The 23,250-nt window shown below is 44.2% G+C and carries 22 protein-coding genes; 4 read left to right on the forward strand and 18 right to left on the reverse strand.

The window, feature by feature from the left end:
• Both M1D59_RS17335 and degQ read right to left on the reverse strand, forming a co-directional pair.
• Positions 1-882 carry a polyprenyl synthetase family protein gene (locus M1D59_RS17335; protein WP_128823060.1) on the reverse strand — a complete coding sequence of 294 codons (882 nt, stop codon included), beginning with the start codon at positions 880-882 and terminating at the stop codon, positions 1-3.
• A gap of 186 nt (positions 883-1,068) precedes the next feature.
• The gene (gene degQ / locus M1D59_RS17340) at positions 1,069-1,209 is read right to left on the reverse strand and encodes a degradation enzyme regulation protein DegQ (protein ID WP_003184860.1); all 141 of its coding nucleotides are present in this window, start codon (positions 1,207-1,209) and stop codon (positions 1,069-1,071) included.
• Between the two features lie 485 nt (positions 1,210-1,694).
• Here degQ and M1D59_RS17345 point away from each other — a divergent pair, with 485 nt between their 5' ends.
• Positions 1,695-2,042: a hypothetical protein gene (locus tag M1D59_RS17345; RefSeq protein ID WP_223254849.1), complete on the forward strand. Its 348-nt coding sequence runs from the start codon at positions 1,695-1,697 to the stop codon at positions 2,040-2,042.
• 42 nt (positions 2,043-2,084) lie between these two features.
• On the opposite strand, the gene M1D59_RS17350 is transcribed toward M1D59_RS17345, so the two are convergent.
• From M1D59_RS17350 to M1D59_RS17380, 7 genes are all read right to left on the reverse strand, one after another.
• Positions 2,085-3,305 (reverse strand): EAL and HDOD domain-containing protein, encoded by a 1,221-nt coding sequence (locus tag M1D59_RS17350; RefSeq protein WP_020452793.1) that lies wholly within the window; start codon positions 3,303-3,305, stop codon positions 2,085-2,087.
• A gap of 177 nt (positions 3,306-3,482) precedes the next feature.
• The gene (locus tag M1D59_RS17355; protein ID WP_023856157.1) at positions 3,483-4,952 is read right to left on the reverse strand and encodes a nicotinate phosphoribosyltransferase; all 1,470 of its coding nucleotides are present in this window, start codon (positions 4,950-4,952) and stop codon (positions 3,483-3,485) included.
• 17 nt (positions 4,953-4,969) lie between these two features.
• Entirely contained in the window at positions 4,970-5,521 is a 552-nt protein-coding gene (locus M1D59_RS17360) for a cysteine hydrolase family protein (RefSeq protein WP_231005627.1), read from the reverse strand.
• A 173-nt stretch (positions 5,522-5,694) separates the two neighbouring features.
• Complete coding sequence (locus tag M1D59_RS17365; RefSeq protein WP_026580054.1) at positions 5,695-6,096, reverse strand: YueI family protein; 402 nt, start codon at positions 6,094-6,096, stop codon at positions 5,695-5,697.
• A 93-nt stretch (positions 6,097-6,189) separates the two neighbouring features.
• A complete protein-coding gene (locus tag M1D59_RS17370) occupies positions 6,190-6,438 on the reverse strand; it encodes a YueH family protein (protein WP_020452797.1) in 249 nt (82 codons plus the stop codon).
• Between the two features lie 73 nt (positions 6,439-6,511).
• Positions 6,512-6,733: a spore germination protein gene (locus tag M1D59_RS17375; RefSeq protein ID WP_020452798.1), complete on the reverse strand. Its 222-nt coding sequence runs from the start codon at positions 6,731-6,733 to the stop codon at positions 6,512-6,514.
• Positions 6,734-6,789: 56 nt separating this feature from the next.
• Positions 6,790-7,899, reverse strand: coding sequence for an AI-2E family transporter (locus M1D59_RS17380; RefSeq protein ID WP_101561517.1), 1,110 nt, complete (start codon positions 7,897-7,899; stop codon positions 6,790-6,792).
• Between the two features lie 187 nt (positions 7,900-8,086).
• Between M1D59_RS17380 and M1D59_RS17385 the strand changes: the two genes are divergently transcribed.
• The 3 genes from M1D59_RS17385 (at position 8,087) to M1D59_RS17395 (ending at position 11,198) form a co-directional block, all read left to right on the forward strand.
• Positions 8,087-8,521, forward strand: coding sequence for an Rrf2 family transcriptional regulator (locus M1D59_RS17385; RefSeq protein WP_020452800.1), 435 nt, complete (start codon positions 8,087-8,089; stop codon positions 8,519-8,521).
• A gap of 170 nt (positions 8,522-8,691) precedes the next feature.
• Positions 8,692-9,588 carry an alpha/beta hydrolase gene (locus tag M1D59_RS17390; protein ID WP_035337600.1) on the forward strand — a complete coding sequence of 299 codons (897 nt, stop codon included), beginning with the start codon at positions 8,692-8,694 and terminating at the stop codon, positions 9,586-9,588.
• A 146-nt stretch (positions 9,589-9,734) separates the two neighbouring features.
• Positions 9,735-11,198, forward strand: coding sequence for an esterase/lipase family protein (locus tag M1D59_RS17395; RefSeq protein WP_145654515.1), 1,464 nt, complete (start codon positions 9,735-9,737; stop codon positions 11,196-11,198).
• Here M1D59_RS17395 and M1D59_RS17400 read toward each other — a convergent pair.
• The 9 genes from M1D59_RS17400 to M1D59_RS17440 all read right to left on the reverse strand — a co-directional run bounded on the left by M1D59_RS17400 (position 11,195) and on the right by M1D59_RS17440 (position 23,042).
• On the reverse strand, positions 11,195-11,725 hold the full coding sequence (locus M1D59_RS17400) for an HD domain-containing protein (RefSeq protein WP_020452803.1): 531 nt from the start codon (positions 11,723-11,725) through the stop codon (positions 11,195-11,197). The genes M1D59_RS17395 and M1D59_RS17400 overlap by 4 nt on opposite strands.
• 157 nt (positions 11,726-11,882) lie before the next feature.
• Positions 11,883-12,614: a (S)-benzoin forming benzil reductase gene (locus M1D59_RS17405; RefSeq protein ID WP_458117557.1), complete on the reverse strand. Its 732-nt coding sequence runs from the start codon at positions 12,612-12,614 to the stop codon at positions 11,883-11,885.
• 20 nt (positions 12,615-12,634) lie between these two features.
• Complete coding sequence (locus M1D59_RS17410) at positions 12,635-13,090, reverse strand: hypothetical protein (protein WP_023856164.1); 456 nt, start codon at positions 13,088-13,090, stop codon at positions 12,635-12,637.
• 12 nt (positions 13,091-13,102) lie between these two features.
• The gene (essA, locus tag M1D59_RS17415) at positions 13,103-13,591 is read right to left on the reverse strand and encodes a type VII secretion protein EssA (RefSeq protein WP_025809752.1); all 489 of its coding nucleotides are present in this window, start codon (positions 13,589-13,591) and stop codon (positions 13,103-13,105) included.
• The gene (gene esaA, locus M1D59_RS17420; protein WP_059231516.1) at positions 13,581-16,577 is read right to left on the reverse strand and encodes a type VII secretion protein EsaA; all 2,997 of its coding nucleotides are present in this window, start codon (positions 16,575-16,577) and stop codon (positions 13,581-13,583) included. The genes essA and esaA overlap by 11 nt, the downstream gene beginning before the upstream one ends.
• The gene (gene essC / locus M1D59_RS17425; RefSeq protein ID WP_023856167.1) at positions 16,574-21,058 is read right to left on the reverse strand and encodes a type VII secretion protein EssC; all 4,485 of its coding nucleotides are present in this window, start codon (positions 21,056-21,058) and stop codon (positions 16,574-16,576) included. The genes esaA and essC overlap by 4 nt, the downstream gene beginning before the upstream one ends.
• A gap of 36 nt (positions 21,059-21,094) precedes the next feature.
• Positions 21,095-22,411 (reverse strand): type VII secretion protein EssB, encoded by a 1,317-nt coding sequence (essB, locus tag M1D59_RS17430; protein WP_245117748.1) that lies wholly within the window; start codon positions 22,409-22,411, stop codon positions 21,095-21,097.
• Positions 22,412-22,425: 14 nt separating this feature from the next.
• Positions 22,426-22,665, reverse strand: a complete 240-nt coding sequence (locus M1D59_RS17435; RefSeq protein ID WP_020452810.1) for an EsaB/YukD family protein — start codon at positions 22,663-22,665, stop codon at positions 22,426-22,428.
• Between the two features lie 80 nt (positions 22,666-22,745).
• Positions 22,746-23,042, reverse strand: coding sequence for a WXG100 family type VII secretion target (locus M1D59_RS17440; RefSeq protein ID WP_003184900.1), 297 nt, complete (start codon positions 23,040-23,042; stop codon positions 22,746-22,748).
• Positions 23,043-23,250 lie beyond the last annotated feature (208 nt).

Here is a 23,250-nt window from a genome sequence, read left to right on the forward strand (position 1 = left end):
TTATTCCTCCCCACCAAACATCTGTAAAAGCAGCAAAGTTAAATCCTCTTTCGCCTTCTCTTCTAATTCCAGCTCCTCAATTTCTTTTTTGAATTGTTGAATAGCGAGCTGATTCATTACATACATATACTGAGTGACGCCTGCTGCCTTCAGTTCTCCTTTATAGCATTTTATTTCTTTATCGGCAATTTTATCCTTAGTTTCAAATGTTTTTAACAAATCAATCGACGACTGGTTAAATTTTCTTGACAAATATAAGTACGCAAGCGTTCGCTTTTTCTTGGCGATATCGCTCTTTGAATCATAAAAAAGTGCTTTATAATCATTTTCGATTTGTGAAGCAATACCTAGCTGGTAAGCGTATGTTTCGACTGCTTTATTAAATTTCCCGGTTGCAAGCATGGTTCCCAAAACACATGAAAGAGCCACCAGTGAACCTGATTTACGCTTGATCATATCGAGACACTCTTCTTCAGTGACGGGTTTGCCTCTTAGATCCTCATGCTGTCCCTGGGATGATTGCAATATATAGTCAATCAGTTTATGTAAGAATGCAGGATCATTCGAAACGGAGCTAACCACTTTAATACCTAATGTATAAAGCGCAGTCGCCGCATTCATTGCGACTGAACGGTTTATTTTCATCCAAGGTTCATCGGGGCTGTCTTCATCCTCTAAATCATCGAATATATCAAACGCAAGAATCAAAAGTTCTATGCCCGCTCCAAGCGTTTCCGCCGCATCAGTGTCCGTGCCGCCGAAACTTTGGTAATGATAAAAAGCAAGCTCGCTGAAATGCAACTGGTCCTTTGCATCTAGAAAAGCGTGCAGCGTCCGATTTAAGTCCGCGTTGGGAATCTCAACGTCTATAAAATGATTCATTCTTTGCTTGATTTTACTGTGATCTAGACAAAAAAGCTTAGAGATGGTGCTCCCTCCTTTCTTAATATTTTACTAAATCAAATTCCCGATTGACAGAGCAATTTTTTTATTTAACAATTATATAATAATATATCCTTTTTTTGGATTTGTTTGCAAAAAAAAAAGACTTGTCTGAAACAAGTCTTTTTACGAGGTTTTTAGATATGTGTACTTATCGTATTGATCAATGCTTTTGTTAATCTTGCGCAAGGAGTCCTTTGTTTCTCTGATTTCATTCTCTAGCCGCCAAAGCAGTTGTTTTAATTCTTCAATTTGTTGCTTTTCCACCGATTCCACACTCCTTTTGGAAGATCAATCAATTTGTGTATAGTGAACGAGTCATAGGTATTTGATCTGTTAATACAAGTTTAAAGGGAATTGGTCTCTTTTTCACCGAAAAGTTGCATATAAATTCATGCGTTACACCGCAAACTTTAAATAGACCATAACACCCATTCTACACGACTTGCGATTAGTTCTCAATTCCTAATGAAACATAAAATTTTAGTTTGTTTTTAAAGGGATCAAATAAAGATCACTAATAAACCCCTTTAGCACCGCAAGTTCAGTTATTTTTTGTTCGTTTTGCGACATTGAGTCTAAAGTAATAACTAGCGGGGAATAGAAAAACTTGATTGTTCAAGGAACGCAGATCGGGTATGCACCACCGAAAAACACGCAATAGACCGACACGCATTTCGGCCCTTAAAAAAAACCGACCCTTCGCCTTACACCGCAAAAACCGCAATTTGACCCGTAAAAATTGAAACGAGGTGTTCATATTGCTTCCTTCTCATTGCTTTTGGATGCATCCATACCAACATATCCGCTGCCGGCAGGTCTATCCGGAAGTTGAAGCCAGCGCCTTTTCGCGTTCGGCAAAAGAAGCGGAGGGCTTGATGGCTGACGGACAAAGAATTTTAAGCAGGCTTTCAGCATCGCGTGCTTTGGCTCACCAAATCATGACGGCTGCCCAAAGCAACCAAAAAAATACCGTCCTTGCCCTGCTCAGACAAACTGGCGTCCGCAGCCAGCTTGATGCCTCTTTCGATCCCGACGGCATCCGCATCATGCTTATCAGCCCCCGCAGCAGAATATTCCTCCTCCTGCGTTGGTCTTAGCGCAAAAAAAATTCCGGTCCCTAAAAAGGAGCCGGAATTTTTTTATAAAAGTTTTTGACACCAATCAACGGCTTCAAGATAGCATTGATACGCTTCATCTTTTGTTAAGCCTTCTGTTTCTGGCGTGCTGTCTTCCCATTCGTTTCGCTCGATCGATTTTGCAAGCCGTAAGATTTTTCGATAATCGTTTTCTTTGCCGAGCAGTGCTTGTCCTACTTCGTCCGTCAGCGGCAGTTCGCTGATGACTTCCGCCAGTTCTTTGTGAAGCAGTGTATCGATAAATGAAAACATGCCTGTCAGCATATAAGAAGCCGGCTGAGGGCGATTCGTTTTTTTCGCCAGCAATTCGCAAAGCTTCGCGCGGATCAGCGAAATCTTGACGACTTCGTTCTTGCTGGAGTTTTGTTTTTTCGTTAAATCCTTAAATGAGAGGATGAAGATCCACCTTTTGATTTCTTTAAATCCGAGAAGCACGATAGCCTGGCGGATGCTTTTAATCTTTTGAATCGGCCGGTTGGCCGGAGAGTTCAACAGCTTCAGCAGCTGGTAGGAAAGCGACAAATCGCGTTCTATAATATTTGTGACGTTTTCAATATCAGGCTGATCTTCGCTTAATTCATGCAGCAGCTCATAGTAAGCATGGAAATGATATGTAATGTCCTGACCGTCAATCACAGCGGGCTCGCTGAAGAAATAGCCTTGAAACAGTTGAAATCCGTCTTTTACAGCCTGCTCATAATCCTTTCGCGTCTCCACTTTTTCAGCGAGGAACGTCAGACGGTGGTTCCGGCATGATCGAAGGATGCTCTGTCTTTCCTGCCGCGTCGTTTTGAAAAAATCGATCTTCAAAATATCAATGGATGCCAAAAGCTGATGGAGCAAGTCCCTCTCCACGCGATGCTTTAAACAAAAATCATCAAGGGCAATCGTGTAGCCGAGGCTTTTCAAATGCCTGCACCTTTCGATAAGCTCAGGGGTGATCGGCACATCTTCAAGGATTTCTACAACGAGCTGGTCCGGATCAAAATAAGTCGGCAGCCCTGATGCCAAAAGACCTTCGGTAAAATTCACGTAATACCTTTTGCCTTCTGTCAATTTATCGATTCCAATGTTTAAAAAGCTGTTAATCATCAATTCTGTTGTCGCTTGATCACCGTCAATACCGGAAAAAAAGTTTTTCTCGCTCTCTCTGTATAAAAGCTCGTATGCGACAACTTGTTCTTTTCTGTTGAATATTGGCTGTCTGGCAACGAATACCCTCATTCTTTTTCCCCCTAGCGACTGAGGTGCCTTCGCTTTTAAGTATATCAATTAAATGAGCAAATCCCGTCCGCTTAAAAAATCCGCCCAAATATTGAACTTAATATTGAAAAACAGATAATCCCCGAAGAAATTATCTGTTTCAATCCCCAGTTATATTAAAAACTATCGTTTACAGAGTCAACCTTGATCCAGACCTTTTTTCGCCTTGATTTTTGCTTCGTGAATTTGCTGCATCTTGTTGTTCCAGCAAGCTTCGCTTAAATCGACAGGATATTCTTCGGGCTTGCTGATCCGCTTATACTCTTCCCAAAGCAAACTGAGATTTTCTTGAACATACCGCTTAATATCCTGAATGCTCGGATTCTCATAAACAAGCTCGCCTTTTTCAAAGATCGGCTGGTGAAGGTCTTTCGCATCAAAATTCGTCACAAACTTGCTGATAAACGTATGAACGGGGTGAAACATCTTCAGCCGCTCCTGTTCATTGACCTTTTCATAGTCCAAAGCGATATAATCGCCTTCTGAATGATGGTTCAGCTGATTGATGATTCTGTACACCTTTTTCAAGCCTGGAGTCGTCACTTTTTCCGGATTCGAAGAAATTTTAATCGTGTCTGCCATTTTTCCGTCTTCTTCGATGGAAACGAGTTTGTAAACCGCGCCGAGAGCCGGCTGATCATAAGCGGTAATCAGCTTTGTGCCGACGCCCCAGACGTCGATTTTTGCGCCCTGGGCTTTCAGGTTCATAATCGTATACTCATCAAGATCGCTTGAGGCGACGACTTTTGTATCTGTAAAACCGGCTTCATCCAGCATGGCTCTCGCTTTCTTGGACAAATAGGCGAGGTCTCCGCTGTCCAGGCGGATTCCCGAAAATTCAATTTGATCACCGAATTCCTTCGCCACTTTGATTGCATTTGGAATGCCGGAACGCACCGTATCATATGTATCGACCAAAAAGACACATTTTTTATGGGTTTCCGCATATTTTTTAAATGCCGTGTATTCGTCGCGGTAGGCTTGAACAAGCGCATGGGCGTGCGTGCCCGATACCGGAATGTCAAAACGCTTGCCGGCGCGGACATTGCTTGTCGCATCGAACCCGCCGATAATCGCGGCCCTTGCTCCCCACATCGCCGCGTCCATTTCATGCGCGCGCCTTGTTCCAAATTCGAGCGCCGTCTCATCTCCGATCACACTTTTGATTCTCGCGGCTTTTGTCGCGATCAATGTTTGGTAATTCACAATGTTGAGCAGAGCCGTTTCAATCAGCTGCGCTTCGGCCAAAGGCGCTTCGATCCTCATGATCGGTTCGTTTCCAAACACGATTTCGCCTTCCTGCATGGAATAAAGCGAACCGGTGAATCTCATATCTTTTAAAAAGCTGAGAAAGTCATCTTTGAAGCCCAGCTCTTCTTTTAAATAAACTAAATCGCTTTCAGTAAATCTGAAATCCCGCAAAAACTCAATCGCTTTTTCAAGACCGGCAAAAACGGCAAAACCGCTGTCAAAAGGGAGCTTTCTGAAAAACAGTTCAAAAACGGCTTTCTTTTGATCAATGCCGTCGCGCCAATACGTTTCCGCCATATTAATTTGATATAGGTCTGTGTGTAGTGCTAGACTGTCGTCTGTAAAACGGTGTTCCAACCTTCATTTCTCCTTCCTCAATCTGACACTGAGGCTCCCAGGGTGTTTGCAAAATGAGAAAGAGCCCAGTCGTGCCCGTCCGGGTTAAAGCTAGCCACTGCGTTTTGATGAATGACAAGATTAAACCCTTTATTATAAGCGTCTACTGCGGTATGGAGCACGCATATATCTGTGCATACGCCAACGAGGTGCAGTTCTTTAATATCCCTTTCACGAAGCTTCAGCTCGAGGTTTGTCCCGGCAAAAGCAGAGTACCTTGTTTTTTCCATGTAATAGACATTCTGATCATGTTCGTGTTTTCGATAAAGCGCTTCAAGCCTTCCGTATAAATCCTGTCCTGATGTACCTTTTATATTATGTGGAGGAAACAAACGGGTTTCCGGATGATGCGAATCGCCGGCCTCGTGTGAATCGACTGCAAATACGACGTAATCGCCGTTTTGAATAAACGTTTCCGCGAGACGCGTCACGGCGTCTTCGATTTCCCGGCCTGGTTCTCCGCACGTCAGCTTTCCGTCAGCTGCGACAAAGTCATTTGTATAATCTATACATATAAGAGCTTTTTTCATTGCCGCCCTCCCCGCCTTTTGTATGATAGGTAACATTATAACTTATCTAAACGGACAAGTGAATGGCGAATCAAGCGGATATGGCTGCAAAGCCGCGCCAGCAGCGGTTTTTTTCTTTTTCAGAAAAAAACAAAAACCGCGGGTTTTCGCACGCCCTGTGGAAAACCCGTGCCTCATCTCTTGTTTAAAACCGACTGCTCAAAGATGTCGTCCTGAACATAAATCGATTCTTTCTCTACAGCCTCACGCGCTGCGAGGACAAGTCCAAGGGGAGTATCCGATTGCTGGTCGGACACGATGGAAAAAGAAACACCTTGTTTATTGGACTCCTTGATGTAAGGAGATAAATGAGAGTAGTCGATTTCACCGTTCAGCAATAATGTCGCATCCGCTTTTGAGCCAAGCGCATCAATGACTTCGCGGTATGCCTGCGGACGCAGCACTTGTCCTTTCGTCAATGCGATGATAACCCGTTCCCTCAGCGAGCCTAAAAACAGTCTGCGTTCATCCGGCTTCGTTTCGCGTGGTCCATACATTCCCTGCTGTAAATATTGATCCATTGATTGGTCGCTCACGTCTTAGACCCTCCAGTTTATCTTGCTGGCAGCTTGTTTTAAGCTGCGTTTTTTTATCAGTATGCCCATGAAAACAGCGGGCATGAGCCCGGGCTACATTTCGGTCACCCATTGTACAATCTTTTTGGACAGCTCCTCGGCCGCATCCGCTTCAGCCACTTTTGACAATGACCGGTCAAGCTTTTCGGCGAGCTCTGCTTTTTCTTCCTCATAAGAAATCAGCTTACTCCACTCCAGTTGCGGCACAGCCACAAGCGTATGAAATTCCTTTTTATTTTCATGGAGGTAAACGTCTGTGATCATCTGATCTTTGTTCAAGATGTTTGCCTTCCTTATTTTCATCTTTGTCACCTGCCTTATCTATCTTTTTTCCCATTATACTATAAAAAAGAAACAGCCTCTTTAAAAGAGGCTGTCACAGGTTCAATGACTTGAAACCGTCGATCACATCCGCATCTGTGAAGGATGTTTTATTGCTATTGTTTTGAATCAAACCGTAGTCCCCTGTTAAAAATGTACCCGCTCCTCCTCCGGAAACATCCGTGCACTTCGGGGAAATGGCAAACACATCTCCAAAGAAGGCTGCGCTGTCATCAACGACTTGCCTGATAAAAATCGGTCCGACGATCGCCGGCATCTTCACACCTCCGCCATTCAATTTATTAGCATCATATGTGAAAATGGGCAAAACGTTCAGACTTCAGCATTTTCCGCCGTTTCTTTTTTATACCTCTGCCTTAAACGGACAAGGCGGACGATATTCAATGTAAAAGCCTTGAGCAGGGCATAAGCCGGAACGGCCAGGATCATGCCGAGAATGCCTCCGAAGCTTCCGGCGCCGATTAATAAAAGGATGATCGTCAGCGGATGCGTATTCAGGCGGCGGCCGATAATCAGCGGCGACAGCAGATTTCCGTCAGTCTGCTGAACGGCAACGACGATGATCAGCGCGATGAGTGCTTTCGTCGGCGAGTCGAGAAAAGCGATAATGACAGCCGGTGTCGCTCCAAGAAACGGTCCGACATATGGAATAATATTCGTCACGGCAATAATTACGCCGAGAATCAGCGCGTATTTCACACCGGCGATCCAAAAACCGATGAAGCAAGCCGTTCCGACAAACATACAAACGATCAACTGTCCTTGAATGTAAGCCGCCAGCGTCTCATACAAATCCTTAAAAATTTTCAGTCCTTCATTTTTGTACTTGTCAGGCAGAATCTTGACAGCCAAATTCGGGAAACGGTTGCCGTCCTTCAGCATATAAAACAGGATGAACGGCACGGTAACAGACGTGATCGCAATGTTGGTCACAACACCGAATACAGAAGACAGGCTCCCTGTAATATTCTCAGGCAGGCTCGTCAGATATTCGCCGATTGAGCTTTCGATTTTGGCAACCGATACGAAGTCCTGATTCATCATCCAAGTGAACCACTGCGAATTCGACATTTGCTTAATGAAAATCTGGATCTGTTTCACATAGGACGGAATGCTGTTAAACAAATCGGTCACCTGCTTTGTAAACACAGGACCGACAGATGACAACACAAACACGATCAATGCCACAAACGCCAAATAGATCAGCAGAATGGACAGCGTTCTCGGCAGCTTTTTCTCAAGAAACCGCACGATCGGATTGAATATAAAATACAAGATTCCCGCAATTAAAATCGGAGTAAATAAAGTCGATGCAAATACAATGATCGGTTCGAAAAGAAAAGACACTTTTGTCGACACATAAATAATAAGAAGAACCAATAAAATTTGCAGCGTCCAAAAATGGGTTTTTGATTTAAACAAGCTTTGTTTCCTCCCGGCTTTTTTCATTAATCTAAAAACTACTATTCACACTAACGTCTGTCAACTGTTTTCCTTCCATTCATACGAAAAAGCTTTGACAGGGTTTCATTTCAACACCTTTTTGAGCAAAAAAGATTGACAGCTTCATCCGTTGTAAATACAATAATTACAACGGAAGGGTGATTTGATGAAGATCAGCAGCAGATTTACGATAGCCGTACATATGTTATCCTTGATGCAAGTCCGAAGCGACCATTTGACATCAGAACAAATCGCAGACAGCGTCAATACCAATCCAGTCATCATCCGCCAAATCAGCAGATTGCTGAAAAAAGCGGGCTTGATTGAAGTAAAGCGCGGCACAGGCGGCGCGCACTTATTACGGGATGCCGGCGCCATTTCTTTGTATGATGTCTATAAAGCCGTCGAAGTTGTCGGTGAAGGCGAACTGTTTCACACTCACGAAAATCCCAATCCTGATTGCTGGGTTGGCGCGAATATCCACCAGGTTCTTGAGCTTATTTTATTAAAAGCACAAACAGCCATGGAGACTATACTCAAAGAAATTTCTATAAAAGAATTGACTGATCTGATTATCCAAAAAAAGAATGCTTCTCAATGAGGCATATTTTTTTCGACTCGTTGTAATAACCACACTTACAACGAGCGTCTGGCATTAATTTTTTTCACCTCGTTGTAATATTGTTCATTACAACGGAATAAAAGGAGGTGGGTACCATGTGATCAACACAGGCGAATTCGGATTTCCAACACATTAAGGGAGGACTTAACATGACGAATCATATAAAAGAAATCAACTGGGAGCAAAACACCAACTCTTACATTCAGCTCATACCGAATATTGAGTACACAAAAGTGAAAGACACTTCTTTGACATTACATTTGCTGGTGCGCCGCAATCCAATGGATGCGTTATTTAACCGGGAAGGCAATCAAGAAACATACCCGCTGATTATTTATCTGCAAGGGTGCGGATGGGGTTGGACAAAACAGGATACATCCGCCTTTATCCCCCAGCTGGTTCCATTTGTCGAGCAAGGCTATGTCGTGGCAAGCGTTCAATACAGAGGCAGCGGAGAGGCGCTGTTTCCGGCTCAGCTTCATGATGTGAAAACAGCTGTCCGCTTTTTAAAAGCAAATGCCGACCGCTATAACATCGATCCTGATAGAGTGGGAGTCTGGGGGGATTCTTCAGGCGGCCATTTGGCTCTTTTGCTTGGATTGACCGAAGGAATTGAAGAATTTGAAGGCCAGGACGAATACCGTCATGTATCGAGCAAAGTCGATGCGGTTGCGGACTGGTTCGGCCCGGTTGATCTTCTGTCCATGAGCAAGTATCCGTCCATCTTCGACCATGATTCACCCAATTCACCGGAATCCAAGCTGATCGGCGGACCTGTTCAAGAAAACAGAGAACAGGCGAAACAAGCGAGTCCGATAAGCTATGTTCACAGGGACGCGCCCCCCATTCTGATCATGCACGGGGATCAGGACGATGTCGTCCCTTATGAACAAAGCGTCCAATTGTTTGAAGCCTTAATAAAAGAGGGCCATGATGCCCTTATGTATAAAATAAACGGGGCCGGACATAACGGTTTTACCCAGGCTCATACCCTTGACATCGTCAAATCGTTCTTCCGCAAACATTTAAAGCCTGGAAAAGCATGAACATTGAAGGCCGGATATCCGGCCTTTCAGTGTATATTCCTATCTTTTATGAATATTTTCTAAATTTTTTTCAGTATATCGGTATAAAGTTCACCTTCAGAAAATAAGATGAAAACGCTTACAACAAAACCATGAGGTGAACAACGATGAAAAAACTGGTACTGCTCATGCTTGTTTTGCTGGTCGTGTATCCGCATGTATCGAAAGCGGGAGGATTTAAAGGAGGAGGAGGCGATCCGGGTCACTGGTTCGCGGGAGACCCTGTTGAACATCCTGATCCCGCAAAACCGCCGATTGTATTTGTCCATGGATTAAACGGCTCTTCAAGCGCTTGGTTTGACGAAAATGACATGGCGGAGCAGGCGTGGAAAAACGGATATGATGCGGCTTTTATCGATCTTCACCCCGATAAAGACATGCAGGATAACGGAGCGATGCTGGCCGCGAAACTGCGCGAAATCTACCAGCATTTCGGCCGCAAGGTCATTCTCGTTTCCTACAGCAAAGGCGGAATTGACAGTCAGTCGGCGCTGATTCATCACAACGCATACCATTATGTCGAGCGCTTGATTACGCTCGGAACCCCCCATCACGGTTCGCAGCTGGCAGACCTTGCCTACAGCAGCTGGGCAGGATGGCTCGCCGATATTTTAGGCCAGAAAAATGCCGCCGTTTACTCTCTCCAAACAGGGTTTATGAAATCGTTCCGCGATCAGACCGACAATCATCCCAATCGATCGAAAACCAAATATTTCACCTTGGCAGGCAATAAAATCGGCGGGTTCGGCAGCGTTTTATTTTTTGGAGGCGTCTATTTAAACATGTTTGGCGAAAATGACGGTGCCGTCACCGAAAAAAATGCGAGACTCCCTTACGCCACAAACCTGAATACAGGGAAGTGGGATCACTTCTCGATTATTAAAGGAAACCTCACATTTCCTGTATTTATGCCTTTATTGACGGTTCAGGCATATGCAAATGAAACAGCGGCCATCAAGGAAAACCTATCGTACCCTTTCATCAGAGGAGGGGAAAATCATGGATTGAGAGAAGAGGAATTCGCCGTTGAAAAAGGCGTCAAGGAAATAACCGTTCACTGGCTGAGCAATCATTCCTCGGGAAATATCAAATTGACAGATCCGCACGGCAAACCGCTCAAAGATTTTTCAAAAGCAAAGACGGCGGATGTTTTTGAAGGGGGATTCGTCCATTCCGCTGCCATTAAAAATCCGGCAGCAGGTACATGGAAGATCGCATCATCTGTCAAACAAAAAGAGGCGTTTTTGTTCATTGTGACGTTCGATTCTCCTCTGAACCAGCAAATTAAAAACGCAGTCACCAGAGAATCGGCAAATCTTGCGAATGTTAAGGCGTCCGTTCGTTCTATCCGCTATGAAAACGGAAAACAGGCCGAGAAAAAGTCGCTGAAACCAGCTTCCATCAATGCGCTGCAAAACAGCCTGTCATTCAAAAAAGCGGGCTTGTATTCGGTGACGATCGACCTTTCAGGAAAAACGGCAGACAACTCGCCGTTTAACAGGACGATCATCCGCTCTATTTATGTAAATGACAAAGGGGAGAAGTTTGAAAACAGCCCTTTGTCCGATTAAACCGTTCTTTTCATGGGAGATAAAGATTCATCGACCATGCGGTCAAGTTTTCTGATCTTTTCAAGCGCCAGCTTATGATCGATTTTGCGGTAATGGTGGTTTCCGCCCGGCTCTTCATCCAGCTCATCCGCTTTTTTGACGATTTCCTGCAGCTTGTTTTTATCGAGGTCCCCTTCTGGCAAATAGGAATCCGTATGAAGCAAAATCGCCAAAGCAATCTCTTTTGCCGCTTTCCGATCTTCGCCGAGGCGGATCAGCAGCTTGTGAGCGCGCTCGGCACCCTTTATCGCGTGAATGTCGTTTTGCTTGTATTTTTCATAATCCCATTCCCCGTCGGTATACCATTCATAATGACCGATATCGTGCAGCAAAGCCGCTTTTGTCGCGATATCAGGGTCTACTCCCGCTCGCACCGCCAGGCGGTATGCGTGGTAAGCGCAGGCTACGGCATGAGCTACACCGGAGCGTGTTAAATATTTTTGTGCGATTGGATGGGTGAATACATCCACTAATGTTACGTTTCTCATGTAAACCCCTCCTTTATATATTTTTAGAATCCTAACATATTTTCATGTAAATCTCAATTGATCTGACACATCATATTTAAAATTCCGCTATATGAGCTGGCGCCATAATAAAATAAAAACAAGCACAATCGATTTGATGTGCTTGTTTTTTTATTTTTCACAAAAACTCTTTAATGTCATACACTCTGCCGTTTTCAAAGTCGGTCTCAAGCAGATCGAGCAGAACGCCGGCGACGTAAGGCGTGCTTCTCAGCTTTCCTTCTGTTTGATAGGTTTTGAATCGTTCAATTTCATGAAAGTCTTTTTTCGATGATGAACGTATTACCTCTTGCATGCCGGTATCCATGATCCCCGGTGAGAAAGAAATCATTTTCACCGGATCAGGTTGATCTTCCTGTTCAAAGCCGAATGTTTTCGTGAACATATCGAGCCCCGCTTTTGAACTGCAGTAGGCGCTCCATCCTTTATAAGGGTTTTTGGCCGCACCTGATGATATATTGACAATCGATTTTTTGCCTTTGTATGGCTTGAGCCATTTGGTAAACAGCTGGCTGAGAATCACCGGAGCTAACAAATTTAAGTCATAATGCAGCCTCAGCTCTTCCGGTTCAGCTTCACCGGCGCGCTTGATCGGCGTCACCATACCCGCATTGTTGATCAAGGTGATCGAAGTAAAATCGCGGGCTTGGACAGATTCTGTCAATTGCCGAAACCACTTTTCTGTTTCGGCGAGCTGTGTCAGATCAGCCTCATGCCGGATCAGCCTCTCATGACTGACTTCAGACTTGGTCCTTGAGACAGCGTGAACAATATGGCCTTTTTGCAAAAGCCCTTCGGCAATCGCGGCGCCAAGCCCTTTTGACGCTCCGGTAACAATGGATAAATGCATACGGCGTCCCTCCTTATCCATTATTGTACTGATTCATCAGCCTGCTTCTCAAGTGCAGCGGTTTTCTGTTCCGGAAGAAACGCGGCGAGCACGTAAAAAACCGCCGTCAGTAAACTGAACCATTCGAACACAATCAGCTGGAGAGCTGCCCCAAAAACAAGCAGACCTTGCGTCCATGAACCGCATTTCCCTTTTAAAATGCGAATCAAAGCAAAGATCATGATGGCGAGTGCCACACCCGAGCCTAGCAAGCCATAACCGTAGTGGACAAAGTCCGCCATTGCCTGATCGTGTCCCTCCCTCATCGATGGGTATATCAGTAAAATGATGCCTAATGTGCAGATGACCACAATGTAATAGAAAATGGATTCTAATATGAGCAGCCCGTGTACTGCCACAAGCATTAATAACCAAATCGACGCCAATGCAAAAGCTAACCATGCAGATAGCACCTTATAGAACCTCGGATTTTTCATTGTTGAGCGCTCCTATTTTTTCTGCTGCCCGCTGACTTTCGGAATCAAAAAGAACAGACCTGCGATGCATAAGAGGATCAGCAGACCGTATAAAATGGGCAGGAAGATGGATTGCCGGCTTTCCGCAGCGTCATCTTCCCGTCCCGATAAGGACGGATTTGCCGAGAATGACAGGTCAAGCTGCTTCAGCTTTGACGCCACGGAATTGCTTTCATTCGTGAAGCTTCCGGACAGGCTTTTCAGCTTTTCGATGGCATCTTCTTTTTTCGAATCTGTAAATGAGAATTCCTTCAGTTCTTCTGGAATTGATATTTCTTCCTTGTATTCCGTCTCTTCTTCCTGAAGATAGTCCGTCTCGATTTTAATATCCTGCTTTTCATACTCGTTTGGCTTTACATCGACTTTATCGGTTTCCTCCGCCTTCACGAACGGAGTGAAAAGAAAGAAGGAGAGCATGACTGCCATGATCCCCTTCTTTCCCCATTTCGCATTAAGCATCATGGTCAGTCTCGCTTTCTTCTGTTCTTGATTTTGCAAAATCGATAATAAAAGGAACAGCAATCGCGATGATCGTGATTAAAATTAATGCACCGATTCCGAGTGCAAACTGGCTTCCAGTTCCGTACTGAATCGACATATATACGGTTGATACCGGATTGTTAAAGCTGAAGTTCGGCATCGCCAAGTCAAGCAGCGGCGCTACATAGAACAGCACCATAGCGGCTGTTGCGATTCCGCCTGCGATCGATCCCAGCATAAACGCCGTCCGGATGATGGCTGAACTTGCGACCAGCAGCAAGATCGTAAAGACCGACCACATGACGGCCTGATCGTCTGCGAGTGAGTAAATGTTCAAACCGAACAGACTGATCATCAGTCCGACAATAATATTCAAAATGCCAAACAGCGCGCCTCTGACTAAGAGCGGAGCATTTTGATAATGGTGGCTGAAATATCCGATCAGCAAGCTGGAAAGCATCACAATCACGAGAATGACGACCGGCGGTACGTTTTGCGCTTTCGACTCTGGAACATCCCCGCTGATTTTCACCGGACTTGCCAGATGATCGTATACATATCCGTCGTTTCCTCCGAACGCATTGCCGAGAATGCCGTACACGTCTCCGCGGATCAGCTTTGTCGTCGCGACATTTTGGCCCCAGTTTGAATTCAGGGTATCCGCTTTTTTCTGAACATCGTTCACACTTTCCTGAATATTGCCCGTGTACTCGATGACGCCTGATTGCGTTTCCGACAAGGAACCGAGCATGTTAGACAGCTGCAAAATGTCATTTCCGAGCGTATCCTGCATGCTGATGACCATCGTTCCATCTGTCGCGTCTCCCTGCATGACCGCCGTTCCGGCGCCTTCCGGATTGCGCAGCTGTTCAGATACGGCATTTGCTCGTTCTGAAATCGTGCTGAGTTCATTCAGCACGTCAGTCTGCTTCTCACTAATGAAATCGCCGTAGCTTTTGACGAAATCGGTCATGTCTGTTGTGTAAGCTTCAACATCTTCGCTAGTGGCTAGCATGTTGTTTTTTAGGTTTTCCCATTTTGTGTTTTCGTCTTCATCGACTCTGAGGACGGTATCAACTTTATCTTTGCTATTTTGGAGCATTCCTTCTTCAAGCGATGAACTCGCTTTGAATTTCCCTGTTACTGTAGCATGATAGACTGATAATAGATTATAGTAATCCATTAATTGATTAATGTCTCTATTAACAAAATCCTGATTTTCAAAAACCTTTTTCACTTCAGGGCTAATATCATAATCCTTCAACTCATTTTCGAGCTTCATTATATTATTACATATATTCTTAAAATTGTTGTCTCTTTCCTCTTCAAACTTTTTATTCAGCTTATCTACAGTATTATTTAATTCATCAATTTTATCATTTAGTTTCGTTACTTTTTCATCTAAATTATCAATTTTTTTCTTAAGTTCTTCATTATGCTCTTTTGTTTTTTGATCAATGTTTGACTTTACATCTGCAATGTTTACAGAGATCGTATTCAACTCTTTTTTTAACTCTTCAAGATTATTACTGTCTTGTTCATCAGGACTTTCTCCTGCAGAAGGCGGATCTTCATTATTTGTATCATCAACATTATTTTCTTCTGTTTGACCTGTATTTGCGGGATCCGAAGTATTGGCTTCTGACTCCCCAGATGAAGGAGGTTCTGGCTCTTCTTTATTTGGTGTTTGAATGTTATTAGACAATTCCTCTAATTCTTTTGAAATTTTCTCAAGCTCAGCTGTTTCATTGTCTAAATTTATTTCGATATTTTTACTATCGTCATCTTCACCTGAATCATCTTTTCCATCATCTTCAGGGTCTTCATCTTTTGGCGTTTCTTTATTATCAGGTTTAAACAATTCCGCACGATACTTTAACATGTCAGAATTAGATTCAATATTATTTATTGTCACTTGTCTAGCTTCTCTTTTATAGTTAGAAATCAATTCACTCTGTAAAGTGCTTATCTTACCAAGCTGATCCTGCGGAACCCAATTATACCGGTATTCTTGCAAATTATCATTCGAATTCACAGCTAATCCAAACTGATTCTGTAAATTTCCAAATGCCGTCGTCATTCCGCTCATTTTATCACTGAAGCGATTAGCAACGATGGACTGCTTTTCCTTAATCACCGTAAGGCCGTCTTGAATTTGCTTTTCACTGTCCGCTTGTGCAGCTTGAAGCAGTTCCGACTGCTTTTCTTGATATTGTTTGTACTGATTGACGTTGTCGACGAAGCTGTCCAATTGTTTTTTGGATTCTTCTACGCCTGCGTTGCGCTCTTTTGATGTGCCTTCTGTTTCATTGATCGATTCTTTCAGTCTGTCGATCATCTCTTTTTGTCTTTCTACTTCGCCCGCTAAATTGTTGGAGCTCGGCTTGTAAAAATTGTACATCGCGTTTTGGAACTCTGATTCTTTGTTTACGATGCTGTCAAACTCTTTTCTGACCTTTTTGACTCCCTGTTTGACAAAGCGCCAATACAGGGAAGACATTTTTTTGCTCACCGTTTTTTGCGCGTCTTGAAGTTCGCGCTGGACTTTTTCCTTGTTGACGGCGTCAAGCTGGTCCTGAATTTTAAATTCCAGCTCCGCTTTTTGTGGACGCTCATGGTTATAGCTTAAAATGTTTTGCGAAAAGTCCGACGGAATGTAGACAATCGCATCGTATTGCTTCTCCGAAAGTCCGCTTTCTGCTGCGCTCCGGTTGACGACCGTCCATTTATAGTCCGGACGGTCAACCAGGGAAGCCGAGATTTCGTTCCCCAGCAGCGCATCTTCATCAACGGTTCCGTCATCTTTCAAAATGCCGGTATCTTCATTGACGACAGCGATTTCCCTTGTCGCGTTCGATACCTTTTTCGTCGGGTTCTCACCGATGAAATGAAAGAACAAGACGGGCAGCAAGATGATCGTGACGAAGGCGCTGATAATTTTCAGCGTGCTTTTTTGTTGTTCCGTCATTTCGTTTTCTTCCTTTCTACGGCACATAAAGGAATTTGAATTTTCCTCTCTTTGCCGTTTTCAACGATATAGCCAAAGCCCGGGAGAATTTCCGGCTCCTGGCGTTCATATGGGAGCTGAATCAAATTCTGCTCGGATTTTTTCATCAATAGCATGGCGTGTCTGACCTGCTTGACTTCGCTTGTCAGCGAATCATAGCCTTTTGTGAACTCGCTGTGATTTCCGGCAGGTATAAAGTGGAAGCCTAAATGGGCGTATGACTTCATAAACATCGCCATTTTATCCTGAATAGATGCGTCGATTGTCTGCTGGAACCGTGAAAGTCCGTCGACGATAAAGACCATCGGTGAAAAATCAAGGTTGGCGATTTCGCCTTGTTTAACGGCTTCCAAATACATCGCTTCTCTTGTCCGGCAAATTTCTTCCGTCTCAGCCAGCCAGAGCATAATGTCGTCTTTTGTTTCAAGATAGCTGATTTGATCCTCTGTCGCATATTGAGAAAGCCCTCTGTCTATCGAATCAAACACGGCAATTTTTTTCGTGTCATGGTCAAGCAGGTGCTCGAGCATGATCTTGATGACGTTTGTTTTTCCGCGCTGCGTCTGACCCATGATGAGGCAGTGCTTATTTTTCTCAAGGTTAAAGTATACCGGTTCGACAGATTCTTCATCGAGTCCCATTGGAATAAGGCCTCTTTCAGGCTGAAGCGGATAATCTCTCACAAACTGCGTAACGGAAAGCTCCAGCGGCAGCATCGGCACAGGCGCCGGCTTTCTCATGCCTTCCGACCGTTCTGCGATCGCCTGAATGTCGGATTTGATCCGTTCAAACAGCTCGATATCATTGTCCGCTTCCACAGGCATAAACATTTGTGCGAAGTATTGGTTTTCTTTATTGATAATGACGCGTCCAGGGATCGGTTCAAGGCTGAATTCCGGCCTTCCGATGATCGAATATGCTTCAGACTGATCCATCAGGTAGTGGACAACCCTCGTTTTCAGGTTGTTCAAGAGCGACTGTCTGATCGCATTGACCCTTGTCGCGGTCAGGATTAAATAAATTCCAAGCGACTGGCCGTCGCGTGAAAACTGGATAAATTCGCTTTCAAGTTCATGCATTTCGTCTTTAATGATGTCAAAGTTGTCGACCGTTATGAAAATAAACGGCAGCTTTTCCTCATTCAGCGCATTGTACATCTTGATATGGCTGATTTCTTTTGCGCGGAAAAGATTTTTCCGGTGCTCGATTTCCGCCTTGATCCGGACCATGAATTTCTCGATTTTTCTCGTTTGGTCCATCAAGAAATAATCCGCGGTATGCGGAAGCCTTGCAAGCGGAAGCAGCGTTCCGTTGCCAAAGTCGAAAATGTAGTAATGCAATTCTTCCGGTGTATATTGTTCGGCAAAGCTCATCATGAACGTCGTAGCGGTTAGGGATTTTCCGTAGCCTGACGATCCGACGATGCCGATATTGCCGTCATCCATCATGCGATAGCTGATCGGCTCCTGGCTTTGCTTTTCAGGTTCATCGATATAAGCAAAGTTAAAGGCATCCGCTTCCTCAGACGGGTAGCGTGTTTTAGGTATGCGCTCTTCAAGAGGCGGCAGCCAAGGGCTCGGAAGCTTCTCGATTCCCATTTCCTCTTGAATCCGTTCAATTTGTTCGACGACTGCGGAAATTTCCGTTACGGCCTCTTTTTTCGCAGTATGATCGGCGTCAACGTCTGACAAAGGAATTAAACCGGTGTCTGTGACGATCGCCACTTCATCCTCTGTGCCGTAGCCGTCCTCCATGTAAGGGGCGCCGCTCCATGCAGACTGGAACAGTTCATACACCTCATTGTTGCCGACTTGCAAATAACCGCGGCCCGTTACCGTGATGGTAGCCGCATCCCCATTTTTAAGGATTTCTTTACTGTCATTCGCATCCTGAACCTTCAAGGCGACCTTGAATCTGGAGTTACTCCAAATCTGGTCGTCGATGATGCCGCCCGGTTTTTGCGTCGCCAAGATTAAGTGCACCCCGAGACTTCGGCCGATCCTTGCCGCGCTGACAAGCTCGCGGATAAATTCCGGTTCTTCGCTTTTCAGCTCGGCAAATTCGTCTGAAATTAAGAAAAGGTGCGGCATCGCCGTTTTCGCTTTTTTCTGTTTGTAAAGCTTTGTATAGTCATTGATATGGTTGACTTTATACTGATCAAAGAGCCGCTGCCTTTTCTTCAGCTCACTCTTAATGGACGCCAGCGCCCGGTTGCTGAAGTTCTTGCTGCCTTCAATGTTAGTAATCGTTCCGAGCAAATGCGGGATGTTCCGGAACGGCTGCGCCATTCCGCCCCCTTTGTAGTCGATTAACAAAAATGCGACTTCATGCGGGTGGAAGTGAACGGCCAAAGACAAAATATAAGTCTGCAAAAATTCACTTTTACCCGAACCGGTCGTTCCGGCAAGCAGCCCGTGGGGGCCGTGGGCTTTTTCGTGAAGATTTAAATGAACAATGTCGTCTTTTCCTTTATAGCCGATCGGTACGGCCAAAGATTTGGCCGATTCGCTTGTCAACCATTTTTGGCCAATACCGATGTCATCGACTTCCTTCACTTGGAACAGTTCGAGAAACGATACGGTATCAGGAATCGAATTCGTCATGCCCGTCTGGTGGTCAAGCGTTCTCAGCGTCCGGGAAAACAGTTCGTTGTCTTCTCTGTTGTGGTGATCCAGCTGAAACGGGATCTGGACGGCTTTCTTTTGCTTGATCAAAATGTCGCCTTCCTGTTCAGTAATATAACGAACAAGAGTATGAATGTTTTCGGACAGGCTTTCTTTCGTCTCTGCCGCCACGATTGTCGACACTCCGAGGTTTTTCTGCTTGCCTTCCAAATATTCTAAAATGACGTGTTCCGCGATGAGCTGCTGATTTGTGATGATAAACACAAAGTGCGGCTTATACAAAGTTTTCTTTTTGTTTTCATCTAAATCCCGTTCTCTCAAAATTTCATATATGCTTGAAAGGAGCTGATCTCTTGTCTGTTCGTTGTAAATAAACCCTTTCGCATAAATATGAGGCATCTGAAAATGCGGAAGCCACTTCATCCATTCCCATTCTTGATACTCGGCTTCGTCAAAAATAAAGATAAAGCGCAAATCATGATAGCTGTGGAAAAATGCGAGCTGGCCGACAAGCTGATGAATTTCATTTTTGACGACGGACAATTTTCCGACGACGCCCATCGGGCCTTCAGCAAGATTCACGGTGATCGGTGCATTTTTCAGTTCTCTGTAGACCTCTTCCATTTTTTGCGTTTGTTCAAGGAGATGGTCTGTATCGCGATTGGCCAAATCTCCGCCGTTCAAATTGATTTGGTATGAAGATGCAACATTTCCGGTTCCAAGGCGGATTTGCAGAAAATCGGCGCTTTCAATCGATTTTTCCCAAATCCGTCCGCTGATCTCCTTTGTTAAATATTTCATTCTCTCGAATGTAGGAAAATGGAAATCAAGGACGAACTTTTGCCTTTCTGCAAGTTCGTGCAGCTCTTTCTTTTTGTTTTCAAGGTAAAGGGTGTAGACCCGCTCTCTTTTTTCTTCTCTTTTTTTACGCTGATTTTTGTCGCGGAAGTACTGCACGGTTGACGTAATCAGCGTCATCATAAACATCGCAAGGGAGACGATGATAAAAATTCCCCGCGGCTGAATGAGCGCCACGATCCCCATGACGAGCAACATGACGATCGGAGGCAGAATCATCAGCCATAAGCCTCTGTTGTCTCCGTCGCTTTCCTGTGCCGGGAAGCTGAAGGATATCTTTTCATCCGGCAGATCGTAAATCATTCTCGGCGGCCTGCGGTATTGCGGATATTTATTTTTTGTCTCCGAGCTCGGCTTGAGAATGTTCTCCAAAGACGTATCATATTGCCCGAACCCCTCGATTTCCAAGAGGTCATCTTCAATGATGCGAAGAATATTCAGTCCAAATGCGATTTCGTCTCCATTTTGCACGGAGACCGAAGCGGACACTTCTTCTCCGTTCAAATAAATTTTGGCGCCATTCGGCAGGACATTCCATCGCCCGTCGAGGCGGATGAAGGAGAATGTACCTTTTTCTCCAAAGAATGAATCCGTTTCATTGAAATAAACATCCGCTTCTTGATCAAGGGAAGAAATGACGACTTCCTGTCTCTCTCCCAAATAGTAGGCGGGAACGCTGTCGGATTCTTCGGCTAAAAAAAGTGTCAGCTGTTCAGCGCCGCTTTGGACGGACGCCTTTCCGCCAAGCTTTAAAGAAGAAACAGTCTCCCCTCCCAGCTGCACGTTGAAAGCGTCTGAGTCCTTCTGCTTTTCCAGTACCACCGGGCCTTTTTCAAACGAAAAATGCTTGATCGTGACAGAATGTTTCAAATCCGGCCCGATGGTGAGCGTGCGGCTGTTCTGATCATCCAGTTTTATTTTTTGATAGTTTTTATGATAAAAAATCCATAACAGACTCATTTCCCCGCCTCCTGCCAACAACAGGTGTTTTCGCTTTTATTTATCATCTTTTTTCTTTTTGTCTTCCTTTTCTTTATTTTCTTTTTTCGCCTGCTCTTGCTCGGCTTTCTCCTTTTCAGCCTTTGCGGCTTCTACGTCCGCCTGGCTTTGCTCGGTGTTTGCCTGCTGGTTTTCATCAGTTTTAGCTTTCTGTTCATCTGCTGTCCGCTTCAATTCTTCAAGTTCTTTTTCGAGCGGTTCCAGCTGTTTCTGCCTCTCATCACTGGACAATTTATCATCAGCTTTAATGTCATCTGTATATTTCATAAGTGCCAACATAATCTGTGCATTGTTTTCCAGCTTACGGGCCGTCTCAAGCGCTTCTTTATTGGCGCCGCGTCCGATCTGAATCCAATAAAGGAAGTTATTCGGATCGACTTGAAGCGTCAGGCTCTTCATAGCATCTTCCTGTAAATCCGCTTCCTTCAGTACATTGTCAACGATGATATACGAATAAGCCAGCTGATATTGAACAGAATCAGGCATCTCGCCGGCATCATATTTATCAAGCGTACTGATGACTTTGCTGTACTGTTTATTTAAGAAGTAGCGGTTGCTTTCGATAAACGCCTGCTGTTTCGGTTGTGCAAAGAATAATGAGTAGAAGGAAAATAAAACAGCCGGTATTAAGCATAAAATAAGTCCTAACCCTATGTACCTTTGAATCTTCCATTTCTTTTTCGGAAGATGGACAAGCGTTTTTTCTTCGGCATCCAGTTCATCGATCTTCTTTTGAATGACGGCTTTCAAATCGCCGTACGTCCCGCTTGTGATGATGTCTTTTACCTGGTCTGAAAACTTGATGGTTTCGCTGTATTTTAAATACTCTTCAAAAGTAAACTGCCCATCGACAGCAAGCGCAGCGGCGGCTTTCACTTCATTGAAAAGTCTTTCTTCGTCGTGTTCATATGGCGGAATGCTTTCTTTCACTCCATAATGTAAAAATTTAGGTGTTAATCCTTTGTCAAAAACAATATTTTCAGGCGCAGCGATCAGGTGCAGCCTTTTAATTGAATGTTCTTCAACGGCTTTCACGAGCTGGTACGCAAAAAGCCATTTGCTTTTTTTATTTTTTCCTTTTATATAACGAAATTCTTTATATTCGGAAGGGGGCTGAATCAAAATTTGGACTTCATCATCGGTCATGACGGTTTCTTTATTAAAGGAAGGATCGACTTCTTTGATGACGTTTGCTTCCAAGCCGTTCACAAGATTGATCTTTTCTCTTTGAAAACGAAAGATATATGAACCGTCTTCTTTCGTCATGACGGCCTCTAATTGGTCTTCGAGATACGTTTTCTTTTTCTCTGCCATTCACCCAGATCCTTTCATAAAATTTCCAGGCGGTCACCTGTCGTAATTCCGCATTGCGATAATGTATATTCGCCTGAAAAAACGGCATCTTTATTTGTCACCCTTACCCAGTAGCCTTCCCGGGGAGGTACCGGTATGCTTTTGGCTTGCCACGCGATGTCGATTACCTTTTTAACAGAATGGTAATCCGACAGTCTGAGGTCAAAGGCGCTGCCGTCGTAATGTTTTAAATCGATGGTAATGTCAACATACACCAGTTCATCACCTCTCAATAGAAAAAGCGCCGTCATCTTCTTTTGAATTAGGCGCTTCTCTCATTCTTCTAATCTGTAAATTAGCCGCGGATTTGGCTAGCGATGTCTTGGTCAGTGCTTTCAAGAGTGTTAGCAGTCTGATGAAGTTGTTTAGAAACGTCGCTTAGAAGTTCAGCCATTTTAATAAAAGAAGGTCTTAGCTCTTGATATTGCTCTGAGAACGCACGGCTTGATTCACCTTCCCACATATCTTGAAGCTGGTTGATCATTTGATCAAGGCGCTGATTGACCTGTTCAGTCACATCTCCGCTTTCTTTTTGATATCTGTCAGCCATTTGCCGCAATTCAGCCGGCGTAACACGAATGATTCCTGACATATTCCTTATACCTCCTGCGCTATTCGCCCTAGATATGGGCTAAATAACTTATTTTTTTGAACGCTTTTATTATAAAAACAAGATTGAGGCACAGTCAAACAAATCTGTTGTTATTTTACAAAATGAGTCTAAAGGTTTATCATTCCTCTATTTCCACCCAGCAAAAATTATAGAAATCTAGTAAAATTATCTCAATTTTCTTCTCTCG

It is taken from the genome of Bacillus sp. PK6-026 (genome assembly GCF_054161455.1).